Genomic DNA, 15,051 nt, shown 5'->3' on the forward strand with positions numbered 1-15,051 from the left:
ACCGGCACCCGGGAACGTCGAAGCCCCCGCCCGGACCAGGTCCGAACGGGGGCTTCGACGGCGAATCGTCAGGCGAAGAGGCCCGGGATCGTCTCCTCGTGCGCCGTGCGCAGCTCGCTCAGCGGCAGCTCGAACTCGCCCTGCACGTCGACCGTGTCGCCGTCGACGACACCGATGCGGCGGACGGGCAGCCCCCGCGCCCCGCACATGTCGGTGAAGCGCAGCTCCTCGCTCCGCGGCACCGAGACGACCGCGCGCCCCGCCGACTCGGAGAAGAGGAAGGTGAACGCGTCGAGGCCGTCCGGGACGACGAGGCGCGCGCCCTTGCCGCCGCGCAGGCACGACTCGGTGACGGCCTGCACGAGACCGCCGTCCGACAGGTCGTGCGCGGCGTCGATCATGCCGTCGCGCGAGGCCGAGATGAGGATCTCGGCGAGCAGCTTCTCGCGCGCCAGGTCGACCTTGGGCGGCAGCCCGCCGAGGTGCCCGTGGACCACCTGCGACCAGGCCGAACCGCCGAACTCCTCGTGCGTATCGCCGAGCAGGTAGAGGAGCTGGCCCTCTTCCTTGAAGGCGATCGGCGTGCGCCGGGCGACGTCGTCGATCACACCGAGGACGGCGACGACCGGCGTCGGGTGGATCGCCGCCTCACCGGTCTGGTTGTAGAGCGAGACGTTGCCGCCGGTGACCGGGGTGCCCAGCTCCAGGCAGCCGTCCGCGAGGCCGCGGATGGCCTCGGCGAACTGCCACATGACGTCCGGGTCCTCGGGCGAGCCGAAGTTCAGGCAGTCCGAGATGGCAAGGGGCTTGGCGCCGGACGCGGCGACGTTGCGGTACGACTCGGCGAGGGCGAGCTGCGCGCCCGTGTACGGGTCGAGCTTCGCGAACCGGCCGTTGCCGTCGGTGGCGATGGCGACGCCGAGGCCCGTCTCCTCGTTGATCCGGATCATTCCGGAGTCCTCGGGCTGGGCGAGCACGGTGTTGCCCTGCACGAAGCGGTCGTACTGGTCGGTGACCCAGGACTTCGCGGCCTGGTTCGGGGCGGCGACCAGCTTGAGGACCTGCTCGCGCAGCTCGGCCGCGTTCGCCGGGCGCGCCAGCTTGTTCGCGTCGTCCGCCTGGAGGGCGTCCTGCCAGGACGGGCGGGCGTAGGGACGCTCGTAGACCGGGCCGTCGTGCGCGACCGTGCGCGGGTCGACGTCGACGATCTTCTCGCCGTGCCAGAAGATCTCCAGGCGGTCGCCGTCGGTGACCTCGCCGACGACGGTGGCAATGACGTCCCACTTCTCGCAGATCGCGAGGAAGCGGTCGACCTTGCCGGGCTCGACCACGGCGCACATGCGCTCCTGCGACTCACTCATGAGGATCTCCTCAGGGGTGAGCGTGGAGTCGCGCAGCGGCACGTCGTCCAGCTCGACGCGCATGCCGCCGGAGCCGTTGGACGCGAGCTCGGAGGTCGCGCAGGAGAGCCCGGCCGCGCCGAGGTCCTGGATGCCGACGACGAGCTTCTCGGCGAAGGCCTCCAGGGTGCACTCGATGAGGAGCTTCTCCTGGAAGGGGTCGCCGACCTGGACGGCAGGGCGCTTGCTCGGCTTCGTGTCGTCGAAGGTCTCGGAGGCCAGGATGGAGGCGCCGCCGATGCCGTCGCCGCCCGTGCGAGCGCCGTACAGGATGACCTTGTTGCCGGGGCCCGACGCCTTGGCGAGGTGGATGTCCTCGTGCCGCATCACGCCGATCGCACCGGCGTTGACCAGCGGGTTGCCCTGGTAGCAGGCGTCGAAGACGAGCTCGCCGCCGATGTTGGGCAGGCCCAGGCAGTTGCCGTAGCCCCCGATGCCCGCGACGACTCCGGGGAGCACGCGCTTGGTGTCGGGGTGCTGGGCGTCGCCCATCCGCAGCGGGTCCACGACCGCGACCGGGCGGGCGCCCATCGCGATGATGTCGCGGACGATGCCGCCGACGCCGGTGGCCGCGCCCTGGTAGGGCTCGACGTAGGACGGGTGGTTGTGCGACTCGACCTTGAAGGTGACCGCGTACCCCTGGCCGACGTCGACCACACCGGCGTTCTCGCCGATGCCGACGAGCATCGCGTCGTTCTCGGGGACCTTCTCGCCGAACTGCTTCAGGTGGACCTTGCTGCTCTTGTACGAGCAGTGCTCGGACCACATGACGGAGTACATGGCGAGCTCGGCGCCGGTCGGGCGGCGGCCGAGGATCTCGCGGACGCGCGCGTACTCGTCTTCCTTCAGGCCCAGTTCGGCCCAGGGGAGCTTGACGTCGGGCGTCTCGGCCGCGTGCTTGACGGTGTCCAGAGTCATGCGTTGACCAGCTTCTTCAGGATCGAGGTGAAGAATCCGAGACCGTCCGTACGGCCGGTGCCGATGAGCGGCTCCACGGCGTGCTCGGGGTGCGGCATGAGGCCGACGACGTTGCCCGCCTCGTTGGTGATGCCGGCGATGTCACGGAGCGAGCCGTTCGGGTTGCCGTCGAGGTAGCGGAAGGCGACGCGGCCCTCGGCCTCCAGCATGTCCAGGGTCCGCTCGTCGGCGGTGTACTGCCCGTCGATGTTCTTGAGCGGGATCAGGATCTCCTGGCCCGCCGTGTAGTCGGCGGTCCAGGCGGTCGACGCGTTCTCCACCCGCAGCTTCTGCTCGCGGCAGATGAAGTGCAGGTGGTTGTTGCGCAGCATCGCGCCGGGCAGGAGGTGCGTCTCGGTGAGCACCTGGAAGCCGTTGCAGATGCCGAGCACCGGCATTCCGGCCTTCGCCTGCTCGATGACGGACTCCATCACCGGGGAGAAACGCGAGATGGCACCGGCCCGCAGATAGTCGCCGTAGGAGAAGCCGCCGGGCAGCACCACGGCGTCGACCTGCTTGAGGTCCTTGTCCTTGTGCCACAGCGGCACGGCTTCGGCGCCCGCCACACGGACGGCGCGCTGGGTGTCGCGGTCGTCGAGGGTTCCCGGGAAAGTGACGACTCCAATTCGAGCAGTCACTTCGCGGCCTCCTCGGCCTTCTGCGTCTTCTGGTCTTCTTCGACCTTTACGACGAAGTCTTCGATCACGGTGTTGGCGAGGAAGGTTTCCGCCAACTCGTGGATACGGGCGAGGGCCGCGTCGTCGACCGGCCCGTCGACCTCGAGTTCGAAGCGCTTTCCCTGACGGACGTCGGAGATGCCCTGGAAACCGAGGCGCGGCAGTGCACGCTGCACCGCCTGGCCCTGGGGGTCGAGGATCTCCGGCTTGAGCATGACGTCGACTACGACGCGTGCCACTGGCACTCCCGGTGTGTGGTGCTGGCGGTGTGCTGCTTGCTAGGTGCTGAGCAGGTTCCTTCAGACTACCGGCACAAAAATTCTACTCGCGTAGATTCGTAGCAACCTACGAGATGACGGTCACGTTCCGGTGCTCAAACAGGTTTCGAACCGAGAACCTTCACGATGAATCCATGAAAGATCACGCATCGTCATTGGAACCTGACACGCGGAGGTATTAGGACAGGCTTCACAATGCAATGCCGGGCACTGTACAAAGGAATTGGCAATAGTCGATACTTTGCCGAAAACATCCGTGCAGTCGGCATCACCGCATGTCAACGCGGTAGAGCCGCGCGAAGGGACCGATATTCGTGGCGCAACGTGTCGTGGTCACTCTCTTTGACGACATCGACGGCGGGGAAGCGGCGGAAACGGTCGCGTTCGGTCTGGACGGCAAGTCGTACGAGATCGACCTCAACCAAACCAATGCCGAGAAACTGCGCGGGGCACTTGCCCCGTACCTGGAGGCGGCCCGCAAGCGGTCCCGGTCCGGGCTCGCGTTCCGGCACACCGCGATCTCCCCCGACCCGTCGGCGGTCCGCGCCTGGGCACGCTCGCACCAGATGAACGTCCCGCCGCGCGGCCGCATCCCCAAGAAGGTCTACGAGGCCTTCGAGGCGGCCAACTGAAACAGCAGGTCCACGCCCCTCGGGACAACCGACTTGCGCTGCACCCCCGCTGGTCAGCTAGAGTCTGGAGCACGCCGAGGGGCGAGGCCGAAAGGCCGGGCCTCACGGAGTCTTGCGGGTGTAGTTCAGTAGTAGAACATCCCCCTTCCAGGGGGAAGGCGCAGTGTGCAATTCCTGTCACCCGCTCTGCATCGCTCACGGACCGGTCCGCCGGTTGCGGTAAGCTGATGCACGCGCCGATCAGTGAGAGCTGGTCGGAGGCAATGCGAACGTAGCTCAGTTGGTAGAGCGCAACCTTGCCAAGGTTGAGGTCGCGAGTTCGAACCTCGTCGTTCGCTCCATGTGAGAAGGCCCCGGTCGATTTCGACCGGGGCCTTCTTCGTGTTCCCCGACTGCCGGTCACCGCATCTGACATTTGTCATGCGGGCCGGTGACAGCGCGCACTGCCGACGCCTCCCGGGCCGGGAGACGCTCGAGTCATGACTGACCAAGTGATCGACGTGACCGACCTGCGGCGCGTGTACGGGGGAGGTTTCGAGGCGGTACGCGGGATCTCCTTCGCCGTGGGACGCGGCGAACTGTTCGCGCTCCTCGGCACCAACGGCGCCGGCAAGACGTCCACCCTCGAACTCCTGGAAGGACTCGCCGCACCGGCCGCCGGACGGGTGCGCGTGCTCGGGCACGACCCGTACACCGAACGCGGCAAGGTACGGCCCCGCATCGGCGTCATGCTGCAGGAAGGCGGATTCCCCGCGGAGTTGACCGTCCAGGAGACCGCCCGGATGTGGGCGGGCTGCACCAGCGGCGCCATGCCCATCGGCGAGGCCCTGGAGGCCGTCGGGCTCGGCAAGCGGGCTGCTGTCCGCGTGAAGCAGCTGTCAGGCGGCGAGAAGCGCAGGCTCGACCTCGCCATGGCGCTCATCGGCCGTCCCGAGGTGCTCTTCCTCGACGAACCCACCACCGGCCTCGACGCCGAAGGCCGCCGCGAGACCTGGAAGTTGGTGCGGAACCTGCGCGACAACGGCACGACCGTGCTGCTCACCACCCACTACCTGGAAGAGGCCGAGGCCCTCGCCGACCGCCTCGCGATCCTCCACGAGGGCCGGATCGCCGCCGAGGGACGCGTCAGCGACGTGGTGGCGAGCCAGCCCTCGCACATCTCCTTCGAACTGCCCGACGGCTACTTCGTCGGCGACCTGCCGCCGCTCGGCGAGCTGGGCGTCAGCGGCCACGAGACCGTGGGCAAGCAGGTCAGGCTGCGGACGAACGAACTGCAACGCGCCGCCACCGGGCTGCTGTTGTGGGCCAGGGACGCACGGGTCGAGCTCACCGGACTCGACGTACGGGCGGCCTCCCTGGAGGAGGCGTTCCTGCGGATCGCGCGGGCCGCGGAGAGCGGCACGGACGAGGCGGCCACGCAGGACGCGGGCAAGCAGAGCAAGGAGATGGCGGTATGAGCACCATGGGCACGATGGCCATGACGACCCCGGCGGGGCGCATGCGGGCGCTCGCGCGCGCCGAGATGACGCTCCTCGGTCGGAGCAAGGGGACGCTGTTCGCGGCGCTGTTCGTGCCGCTGGTGATCCCGTTCAGCATGCGGCAGGCCGCCGACGGCATGGATCTGAAGGGCACCGGGCTCGACGTCGGCACGGTCGTGCTGCCGAGCGCCCTTGGCTTCTCCCTGCTCTTCGCCGTGTACTCCGCGCTGACCGCCGTCTACGCGGCCCGGCGCGAGGAGCTCGTGCTCAAGCGGCTGCGCACCGGCGAGTTGCGCGACCCCGAGATCCTGGCGGGCGCCGCGCTCCCCTCGCTGCTCATCGGGGTCGTGCAGTCCCTCGTCCTCGCCGTGGGCTGCGCGGTGCTCCTCGACGCGGGGGCGCCGAGCGCGCCGCACCTCGTCGTCCTCGGCATCGCCGCGGGCCTCGTGATGTTCGCCGCGCTGGCGGCCGTCACCGGAAGCTTCAGCAGGTCCACCGAGTCCGCGCAGGTCATGAGCATGCCGCTGATCTTCATCTCGATGATCGGCTCCGGGCTCTTCGTCCCGCTGGAGGTCATGCCCGACAAGCTCGCCTCGGTCTGCCGGCTGCTCCCCCTGTCCCCCGTCATCGAACTGATCCGCGGCGGCTGGGCGGGCAACCTCTCGGCAGGCGACGCGCTCGGCGCCATCGCCACTGCGGTGGCCTGGACCGTGCTCGCGGTGTTTGCTGTACGGCGGTGGTTCCGCTGGGAGCCCCGGCATTGAGGGAGGCGACGGACGTGGTCGGCCGGATTCGGGCCTGGCAGCGGAGCTGGCAGAGGCGCAGCAAGATCGAGAAGGTCGAGTTCCAGTCCACCGTGACGTGGCACCTGCTGCCGTGGATCTTCTTCCTCAGCTGGCTCTCGGTACCGCTCGGCCTGAGCCTGCGCCACGACCTCGCCCCGCAGCTCTTCGGCTGGACGCTGATCGTGGTGGCCGCCGCGCAGTGCCTCCATGCCAACCGCTCACTGCGCCGGTCGGTCGACCACTATCTGCGGCGGGCTCCCCTGCCGAGCCGCGACCTCGTGGTGGCGGGTGTCCTCATGAGCGCCACGATGGGGCTCGCCGTGGGTCTGCAGGCGGTGGACGGCGCGCCCTCGGGGATGCTGGGCCTCACCGCCCTGTTCGTACCGATGCCGTTCGCCCAGTCGCTCGCCTTCTCCGCCACCATCCGGGGCTATGCGGTCCGCATGGCGCTGGTCGTCGCCGCGTCCGTGATCGCCTTCGCCCTCGCCGGGGCACGCGGCGGTGAGCTCGCCGCGATCGGCTTCGTCATCGCCTTCGCGGGCTTCCTGGCGCTGATCTCCACGCGCTGCGGGGCCTGGACGCTCTCCGTGATGCTGGAGGCCGACCGGGCCCGAGAGGTCGAGGCGCGGCTCGCGGTCGCCGAGGAGCGGCTGCGGTTCGGGCGTGACCTCCACGACGTGATGGGACGCAACCTCGCCGTCATCGCGCTCAAGAGCGAGCTCGCGGTGCAGCTCTCGCGCCGGGGGCGCCCGGAGGCCGTGGACCAGATGGTCGAGGTGCAGCGGATCGCGCAGGAGTCGCAGCGGGAGGTCCGTGAGGTCGTACGGGGCTACCGCGAGGTCGACCTCAAGGTGGAACTCACCGGTGCGCAGGGCGTGTTGGAGGCGGCCGGGATCGACTGCCGGGTCATCGGGTCCGGGGTGGCGCTGCCCGCCTCGGTGCAGTCGGCCCTCGGGTGGGTCGTGCGGGAGGCGGCGACGAATGTGCTGCGGCACGGGGACGCGGGGCGGTGCGACATCGCTCTCGCGGTGAGTGAGGGGCGGGCGACGTTGACCGTGGAGAACGACGGGGTGCCCGAGGCGGCGCCCGCGGGGCGTGGCTCCGGGCTCGCGGGGCTGCGGGAGCGGCTGGCCGAAGTGGGCGGGACGCTGGACTCCGTCTCCGGTGACGGGGTCTTCCGGCTCGCGGTGCAGGTGCCGCTGCCGCCTTCGCCGGGCCCGGCTCCGTCGGGGCGGCAGCAGGGGCGGTCGGGGCGGGGGCACGGTCCGGAGCAGGGGCACGGTCCGGAGCGGGAGCAGGAGCGGGAGGCGGCGGCGTGAGTCTTCGTGTGTTGCTGGCCGACGACGAGCACCTCATCCGGGGTGCGCTGGCCGCGCTGCTCGCCCTGGAGGACGACCTCGTCGTCGTCGCCGAGGCCGCGTCAGGGCCCGAGGCGCTCGCCATGGCGCGGGCCCACCGCCCCGACGTCGCCGTCCTCGATCTGGAGATGCCGGGCGCCGACGGTGTGAGTGTGGCCACATCCCTGCGCGACGAACTCCCGGACTGCCGGACCATGATCGTGACGAGTCATGGCAGACCCGGACATCTGAAACGGGCCCTCGCGGTGGGGGTGCGGGGCTTCGTGCCGAAGACCGTGAGCGCCCAGCAGCTCGCCGAGATCATCCGCACCGTGCACTCCGGAAACCGTTACGTGGACCCGGAGTTGGCCGCCGACGCGATCTCCGCGGGAGACTCGCCGCTGACCGCCCGCGAGGCCGAGGTGCTCGAACTCGCCGCCGACGGGGCGCCCGTCGCGGAGATCGCCGAGCGCGCCGCGCTCTCCCAGGGAACCGTCCGCAACTACCTCTCCTCGGCGGTCACCAAAATCGGCGCCGAGAACCGTCATGCCGCAGTGCGTCTCGCACGCGAGCGAGGTTGGGTATAGTTGGCATCGCGCTTCGGCGCAGCGCGGACGTAGCTCAGTTGGTAGAGCGCAACCTTGCCAAGGTTGAGGTCGCCAGTTCGAACCTGGTCGTCCGCTCCATGTGAAAGGCCCCGGTCGATTTCGACCGGGGCCTTCTTCATGCGCCGACCACTACCAGGGCGTGCCGGTCAGCCGCTCGTACGCCTCGATGTACTTGGCGCGGGTGGCGTCCACCACGTCCTGCGGCAGCGCGGGCGGCGGCTGCTCGCTCTTGCGGTCCCAGCCGGAGGCCTCCGACGTCAGCCAGTTCCGCACGAACTGCTTGTCGTACGACGGCTGGGCGTGGCCCGGCTCCCACTGGTCCGCGGGCCAGAAGCGCGAGGAGTCCGGGGTCAGCACCTCGTCGGCGAGGATCAGGTCCTCCCCGGCGAAGCCGAACTCGAACTTCGTGTCGGCGAGGATCAGGCCGCGCTCGCGTGCGACGTCCAACGCCCGGCCGTAGACGGCGAGGGTCGTCTGACGCAGCTGGGCCGCCGTCTCCGCGCCGACCTGGCGGGCGACCTCCTCGTACGACACGTTCTCGTCGTGCTCGCCGACGGCGGCCTTCGCGGCGGGCGTGAAGATCGGCGCGGGCAGCTCCGAGCCGTCGACCAGGCCCTCGGGGAGGGCGAGGCCGCAGACGGTGCGCGAGTCGTTGTACTCCAGGAGGCCCGAGCCCGTCAGATAGCCGCGGGCCACGCACTCGACCGGGACCATCTCCAGGGACTTGCAGACGAGCGTGCGGCCCTCCCAGTCGGCGGGCGCGCCCTGCGGCACCTCCGCGGAGATGACGTGGTTCGGCACGATGTCCGCGAGCTGGTCGAACCACCACAGGGAGAGCTGGGTGAGGACGCGGCCCTTGTCGGGGATCTCCGAGGGCAGCACCCAGTCATAGGCGGAGAGCCGGTCGCTGGCGACCATGACGAGCTCGCCCGCCTCGTTCTGGTACAGCTCGCGCACCTTGCCGGTGTGGAGGTGGACCAGGCCCGGCACCTCAAGGGGCTCGGGCTTTTCTACGAATCCGGACACGGTTCCCTCCCGTGGTTCTGGCCAAGTGAGGTCGATTCTCCCGTATGGGAAGTGTGGTTTTGGCCAGGGGTTGAGTGGGGCTGCGCGGCGGGGCGGGTACGAAGCGGTCAGTCACGCTTGCAGATGCGGTCCAGGAGATTGGCCGTGGCGCGTTGGATGCGGGTGTCCACGTGGCCGGGGCGGTCGAGCGCCGGGGACCAGGCGAAGGTGCCGGACGCGAAGACCAGGGCACCGGACGGGGCGCGGTAGAGCGACGACTCCTGGTGACGGACCACGCCCTCGGTGTCCTCGTACGGGGAGTGGGCGAGCAGGATGCGGCCCTGGTGCTCGGGGAGCGCGGTCCGCGGGAAGTAGCGGTCGGCCTCGCCCGCGACCAGGCCGTCGATCTCGTCGCCGTCGTGCGCCCCCGTGGCCTCCCACAGCCAGTGGTCGGCGTTGCGGACGACGAGGGGCCGGGGCTCGGGGACCCGGCCCGCGTACTGGATGCCGAGGAGCTGCTGCTCGGCCGTCTTGCCGCCGTCCCGCTCGCGCCACAGGGCCGGTTTGCCGGGGCCCCGGCGCTTGCGGCAGGTGAGGAGGCGGTCCTCGACGCCGGACGCGGAGGGGCTCAACTCCACCTGCCAGTACATGGTGTTGGCGGAGAGGAAGACCAGCGATGTGCCGTTCTCCCGGGCGTGCTCCGTGGTGCGGCGCATGCTCGGCGACCAGTACTCGTCGTGGCCGGGGAAGACCAGGCCTCGGTACCGGGTGGGGTCGATGCGGCCTGCGTGCAGGTCGCGGGCGTCCGCGTACGCCAAGTCGTAGCCGTAGCGCTCGGCCCAGCGGATGAAGTCGTAGGCGTGGCCCACGTGCAGGGGGAGGCCCGCGCCCGCGTACGGCCGGTCGAAGGAGACCGTCACGGCGGCCTCGCTCTCACCGAGCAGAGCGCCCTCTTCGTCCCACGCGTGGTAGAGGCTGGCGCCCGTGCGGCCGTCCTCGGGGTAGAGGTTGTACGCCTGCCAGGTGACGTCCGGCAGGAGCAGCAGGAGGTCGGCGGGGTGGTCGTCACGGACCGTGAAGGGGACGTGCGAGCGGTACCCGTCGGCGGTGGTCAGGACCGCCACGTACGCCCCGACGCTCCAGTAGCTCGGGATCTGCAGGCGCCAGGAGAGCCACCAGTGGTGGCAGGAGACCGTGCGGTCCGCGGTCAGCGGGGCGGGCTGCACGATGCCGGAGAGCCGGGGGCTCGTGGTGATCTTGCTCGCGCCGTCCCCGCCGTAGTGCCCGATGCGGTAGATGTCGACGCTGAACTGCTGGGGCGGGTCGACGGTGACGTGGAAGTCGATCGCCTCGCCCGGGGCGGCCGCGCCGGTGGAGGTGAAACCCTTGATCTGGCAGTGCACGTCGTCGGCGGTGAGCGGGCCGCCGGTGCGCGGCGCGGGGATGTCCGCGGCGCCGGGGGCGGGGGCGTGGTCGATGTACCAGGGAACGACGCGGCCGGTGTCGTCGAAGTAGTGCTCGGCCCCGCGCAGCCAGGGCAGCGGGCCCTGACCGAAAGGGTCCGACACGGCGTGCGCCAGCGCGCCCGATTCCCAGCGGCGGATCGGCTCTGACCTCATCTGTGCCCCTCCCTCGCTCCCCCGAGCCTGCGGCGCCTGTGGTGCATACGGTCCGGCGGCCGCTCCCAGCACATCACATTACGCACGCACCCCGTCACCGTTCGTCGCGAATTGGCATGAACGGAGCGTGACGCTCCGGGTGGCCTTGCGGGCGGGGTGGCGCCGGGGTGGCGAGCGGGTAGCGCTCACACGGTGCCGACCTGCGGCTTCGGACCCGCCCCTGGGGGCGCGGCGGCGTGCGGCGGGGCGCGTCGGGGCGGAGTGGGGGGTGGGGTGGAGGGGGTGGGCCGGGGTGGGGTGGGAGGCGGGGGTGCTGTGGGAGGCGGGCCGGGGGCCTGAGTCGGACGCTGCGTGGGACGAATCGGTGTCTGAGTCCGACGCTGCGCGGGACGGGTCAGCGCTTGCGTCGGACCGGCGCCTGAGTTCGACCAGGCGGCCCGGGCCGGAGCGTGCGGTCAGACCCGGCGTACCGCACAGCGCCCAGGGCCAGACCGGCGTACGCGACCAGCGGCCGAGGCCAGACCAGCCGGGCCGGACCAGCGCCTGAGGCCAGACCCGGCGGGCCAGACCCGCACCCGGAGCCAGACCGGACGTACGCGACCAGCGGCCGAGGCCAGACCAGCCGGACCGGCGCCTGAGGCCAGTCCCGGCGGACCGGACCCGCACCCGAAGTCAGACCCCGCACACGGGACACCGACCGAGGTCAGACCAGGCGGACCGGCTTTTCCGCGCGGATGCCCAGGCGGGTGAGCCAGTCCCGGAGGGGGGACGGGTCGCCGTCCTCGACGAGGCTCATGACGCGCGGCGTGAGGTCCACCGCGCGCTCGCCGCCGACCAGCAGGGCGGGACCGTCGAGCCAGTCGAGGCCCGGGGCCGCTCCCGCGGTGTCCACGGCCGCGCAGCACACCATCGCCGTGACGTGGTCGGCGAGCAGCTCGCGGCCGGTGCGCGGCGGCTGCATCGGGAACAGCGGCAGCGCGCCGTCGTCCCAGAGCGCTTCGTCCGGGCCCTGTCCCGTGGGGGCGGCGGGGCGCGGGGGCGCCGCGGCCTCCTCGCGGGCGAGCTCGGCGGTGAGGCCCGCGGCGAGCATGCCGCCGCGGCTCTCCGTGTCGGCCTCGTCGGCTCCCTCGTCGACCTCGGGGAAGAGGGTTGCGGCGCGCTCGGGGACGTCGAGGGCGTCTACGGGATCGAGTGGGGCGTGGGCGTGGGCGTCGCCGTCGGCGGACCGTGCGGGTCCCTCGTCGTCCGAGGCGTCCGGGGCGTCCGAGGCGTCCGGGGCGTCCGAGGCGTCCGAGGCGTCCGAGGCGTCCGAGGCGTCCACGCCGTCCGGGTCGTCACTCTCCGTGATGCCCGGGGCGACTGTCGTGAGGTGGTCCAGGACGCGGTCGAGGGTCGGTCCGTCGGGGTCGGAGGCGGTCGGGTCGGTGGAGAGGCCGACGCCCAGGGAGTCCAGGACGCGGTGCAGCCGGGCGGCGTCCATGCGCCACTTCCGGTCGACGACCTCGTCGGGATACTCCTGCCAGGCCACCGGCGCCCAGTCCGGTCCCGCCTCCGCGGGGCCGCCGTGGAAGAGGCGGGCGGCGAGCAGCGAAGCCGCCTCGTCCACCGAACCGGGCTCCTCCAGCAGGTCACAGGCGGGGCGCTCGCCGAGGCGCGAGGCGAAGCCTTCTGCCAGGCGGTCCCTGCGGGAGAGCTCCGTGAGCGCGGAGACCACGCCCGCGTCGAGCCGGGAGGGCCAGCGGCCCATGCGCCAGGCGGGCAGGGCGACGCGGGTGAGGAGCCGGTCCCAGCCCGCGTACGCAAGGCCGACCTGCTCCTGGGCGACGATCCGCACGCCGTAGTCCACGGTCTGGGCGCGCTCCGCGGCGGCCGCGGCGACGCCGCGCTCCATCTCGGCGGCATGGACCCGGCAGTGACGCAGGAGGAGCCGGGCGACCCGGCCGATGCCACCGAGCACCACGCGGGCCAGCGGGCCGCGCCCCGGGGCCGAGGCGACCGCGACCGCGGCGTCGAGGCCGCGCACGAAGCGCCGGGCGGCGGCTATGTCGGGGTGCGCCGAGGGGCCCGTACCCGCCACGACGGGCGCGAGGACCGCGCGCAGCTCGCCGACGCGCATCCACCACAGGAACGGGGAGCCGATGACGAGGACGGGAGCGACGGAGGCCTCGCCTCCACCGGCTCCGGAGGCTCCGGCGCCCCCGCGGGCTCCGGCTCCGGCTCCGGACGCCTGCGCCCGGTCCTGCCGCGCGGGCGGCCCGTGCGCGGGGTGGGTGCGGTCCTCCAGCCAGCTGTCGCAGTCCGGCGTGAGCGCTATCGCCGAGGGCGCGGGCACGTCCAGGCGGTCGGCGAGGTCCCGCACCAGGCGGTACAGATCGGGAGCCGACTCCTCGGCGATCGGGACCGTGGGGCTCAGGGCGGGCCTGGCCCGCGCGACGACCAGGCCGACCGCGGCGGCGCCGAGCAGGACGAGCAGGGCGACGACGGTCACGGCCCAGCTCGCGGCGTACCAACTCCCGCCGCTCGCATGGCCCGTGGCCCCCGCCGCGAACAGCACGACGGCGACGGCCGCGGGCAGCAGGGCGACGGCCAGCGCTCTGCTGCGCAGCCGCAGCACCGCGAGGGCCCGGGAGCGCGCAGCCTGCGCGCCCACCTCCACACCCGTACCTGGCACGACCGGTGTCACCCCCTGCTGGCTACTGTTCGGCCGTCGGCCTGGACCGGCGGCACACATCAACGGTGCTGCTGTTGCTCACTCCCCCACTGTGGCACCCGCCGCCGACATCGCAATGCCGGTGGTCTGTTTGGCTCTGGGCGCCTTGAACGCTTTCGCCGCACCCTAGTTGGGGCGCCGGTCGTCGTCAGCCGGATGGGCCACCGGTCACTCGATGGAATGGCTTTGGCTAAAGCTGGATGCCAAAAAAGCCCCGGATCCAGTGTCAGATCCGGGGCCCTATGTGATCGGGTGTGGCCGAAAGTCACGCGGAAGCCGCGTGGGTCACGCCTCCGCGGCGGCCTTCGCCGCGATGTCCGTGCGGTGTTGGGACCCGTCGAGACGGATCCGGGACAGCGCGGCGTACGCACGCTCGCGTGCCTCGGTGAGGCCCGCGCCGGTCGCCGTCACGGAGAGCACGCGGCCGCCCGCGCTGACGACGGCGTCGCCGTCGCGCCTCGTTCCGGCGTGCAGGACGTACGCGTCCGGGGCATCCTGCGCCGAGACCTCGTCCAGTCCTTCGATGGGGTCTCCTGTACGCGGCGTGCCCGGGTAGTTGTGCGAGGCGACGACCACGGTCACCGCGGCGTCGTCGCTCCAGCGCAGCGGGGGCAGGTCGGCGAGGTTGCCGGTCGCCGCGGCCATCAGGAGCCCGGCGAGCGGGGTCTGCAGGCGGGCGAGGACGACCTGGGTCTCGGGGTCGCCGAAGCGGGCGTTGAACTCGATGACGCGCACGCCGCGGCTCGTGATCGCCAGGCCCGCGTAGAGCAGCCCCGCGAACGGGGTGCCGCGGCGCCGCAGCTCGTCCACGGTCGGCTGGAGCACGCTCTCCATGACCTCGTCGACCAGCTTCGGGTCGGCCCACGGGAGGGGCGAGTACGCGCCCATGCCGCCGGTGTTCGGGCCCTCGTCGCCGTCGAGCGCGCGCTTGAAGTCCTGGGCGGGCTGGAGCGGGACGACCGTCTCGCCGTCGGTGATCGCGAAGAGGGAGACCTCGGGGCCGTCCAGGAACTCCTCGATGACGACGCGGTCGCAGGCGAGGGCGTGCGCGCGGGCCACGTCGACGTCGTCCGTGACGACGACGCCCTTGCCCGCGGCGAGCCCGTCGTCCTTGACGACGTACGGCGCCCCGAAGGCGTCGAGTGCCTCGTCGATCTCCGCGGGGGTGGTGCAGACGTACGACCGGGCGGTCGGCACGCTCGCGCCCGCCATCACGTCCTTGGCGAACGCCTTGGAGCCCTCCAGCTGCGCGGCCTCCTCGGAGGGGCCGAAGCAGGGGATGCCCGCCGCGCGCACGGCGTCGGCGACGCCCGCGACGAGGGGGGCCTCCGGGCCCACGATGACGAGCCCCGCGCCCAGCTGCTGGGCGAGGCCTGCCACGGCGGCGCCGTCGAGGGCGTCGACCGGGTGCAGCTCGGCCACTTCCGCGATGCCGGCGTTGCCGGGGGCGCAGTACAGCTCGGAGACGTCGGGGTCGAGGGACAGAGAGCGGCACAGGGCGTGTTCGCGGGCACCACTGCCGATGACGAGGACCTTCACGGTGGTCAGCCTAGCCCGCGGGGCGG

12 protein-coding genes and 3 tRNA genes are annotated in these 15,051 nt (G+C 71.7%); 8 read left to right on the top strand and 7 right to left on the bottom strand.

Annotated elements, in window-relative coordinates; all coding sequences use genetic code 11:
• Window positions 1-68: 68 nt before the first annotated feature.
• From purL to purS, 3 genes are read right to left on the bottom strand one after another with little or no spacing between them, the layout of a single operon-like run.
• Entirely contained in the window at window positions 69-2,318 is a 2,250-nt protein-coding gene (gene purL, locus AC068B_RS34540; RefSeq protein ID WP_478675472.1) for a phosphoribosylformylglycinamidine synthase subunit PurL, read from the bottom strand.
• A complete protein-coding gene (gene purQ, locus AC068B_RS34545) occupies window positions 2,315-2,995 on the bottom strand; it encodes a phosphoribosylformylglycinamidine synthase subunit PurQ (protein ID WP_055568379.1) in 681 nt (226 codons plus the stop codon). Before purQ ends, purL begins: the two co-directional genes overlap by 4 nt.
• On the bottom strand, window positions 2,992-3,273 hold the full coding sequence (gene purS / locus AC068B_RS34550) for a phosphoribosylformylglycinamidine synthase subunit PurS (protein WP_356261532.1): 282 nt from the start codon (window positions 3,271-3,273) through the stop codon (window positions 2,992-2,994). Before purS ends, purQ begins: the two co-directional genes overlap by 4 nt.
• 353 nt (window positions 3,274-3,626) lie before the next feature.
• Between purS and AC068B_RS34555 the strand changes: the two genes are divergently transcribed.
• From AC068B_RS34555 to AC068B_RS34590, 8 genes are all read left to right on the top strand, one after another.
• The gene (locus AC068B_RS34555; protein ID WP_356261529.1) at window positions 3,627-3,944 is read left to right on the top strand and encodes a histone-like nucleoid-structuring protein Lsr2; all 318 of its coding nucleotides are present in this window, start codon (window positions 3,627-3,629) and stop codon (window positions 3,942-3,944) included.
• Window positions 3,945-4,058: 114 nt separating this feature from the next.
• Window positions 4,059-4,130 (top strand) — tRNA-Gly (locus AC068B_RS34560).
• Between the two features lie 79 nt (window positions 4,131-4,209).
• Window positions 4,210-4,285 (top strand) — tRNA-Gly (locus AC068B_RS34565).
• A gap of 138 nt (window positions 4,286-4,423) precedes the next feature.
• Window positions 4,424-5,401 (top strand): ABC transporter ATP-binding protein, encoded by a 978-nt coding sequence (locus tag AC068B_RS34570; RefSeq protein WP_478675473.1) that lies wholly within the window; start codon window positions 4,424-4,426, stop codon window positions 5,399-5,401.
• A gap of 5 nt (window positions 5,402-5,406) precedes the next feature.
• Window positions 5,407-6,186, top strand: coding sequence for an ABC transporter permease (locus AC068B_RS34575; RefSeq protein WP_478675539.1), 780 nt, complete (start codon window positions 5,407-5,409; stop codon window positions 6,184-6,186).
• Between the two features lie 14 nt (window positions 6,187-6,200).
• A complete protein-coding gene (locus AC068B_RS34580) occupies window positions 6,201-7,526 on the top strand; it encodes a sensor histidine kinase (RefSeq protein ID WP_478675474.1) in 1,326 nt (441 codons plus the stop codon).
• Complete coding sequence (locus tag AC068B_RS34585) at window positions 7,523-8,131, top strand: response regulator (RefSeq protein WP_478675475.1); 609 nt, start codon at window positions 7,523-7,525, stop codon at window positions 8,129-8,131. The genes AC068B_RS34580 and AC068B_RS34585 overlap by 4 nt, the downstream gene beginning before the upstream one ends.
• 23 nt (window positions 8,132-8,154) lie before the next feature.
• A tRNA-Gly gene (locus AC068B_RS34590) sits at window positions 8,155-8,230 on the top strand.
• Window positions 8,231-8,281: 51 nt separating this feature from the next.
• Here AC068B_RS34590 and AC068B_RS34595 read toward each other — a convergent pair.
• The 4 genes from AC068B_RS34595 to purD all read right to left on the bottom strand — a co-directional run bounded on the left by AC068B_RS34595 (window position 8,282) and on the right by purD (window position 15,025).
• Entirely contained in the window at window positions 8,282-9,178 is an 897-nt protein-coding gene (locus AC068B_RS34595) for a phosphoribosylaminoimidazolesuccinocarboxamide synthase (RefSeq protein WP_478675476.1), read from the bottom strand.
• Window positions 9,179-9,285: 107 nt separating this feature from the next.
• Complete coding sequence (locus AC068B_RS34600) at window positions 9,286-10,776, bottom strand: N,N-dimethylformamidase beta subunit family domain-containing protein (RefSeq protein WP_478675477.1); 1,491 nt, start codon at window positions 10,774-10,776, stop codon at window positions 9,286-9,288.
• A gap of 703 nt (window positions 10,777-11,479) precedes the next feature.
• The gene (locus tag AC068B_RS34605) at window positions 11,480-13,447 is read right to left on the bottom strand and encodes a hypothetical protein (RefSeq protein ID WP_478675478.1); all 1,968 of its coding nucleotides are present in this window, start codon (window positions 13,445-13,447) and stop codon (window positions 11,480-11,482) included.
• Window positions 13,448-13,771: 324 nt separating this feature from the next.
• Window positions 13,772-15,025, bottom strand: a complete 1,254-nt coding sequence (gene purD / locus AC068B_RS34610; protein WP_478675479.1) for a phosphoribosylamine--glycine ligase — start codon at window positions 15,023-15,025, stop codon at window positions 13,772-13,774.
• Window positions 15,026-15,051: the final 26 nt, after the last annotated feature.

The organism is Streptomyces sp. NPDC042371 (assembly GCF_056437465.1).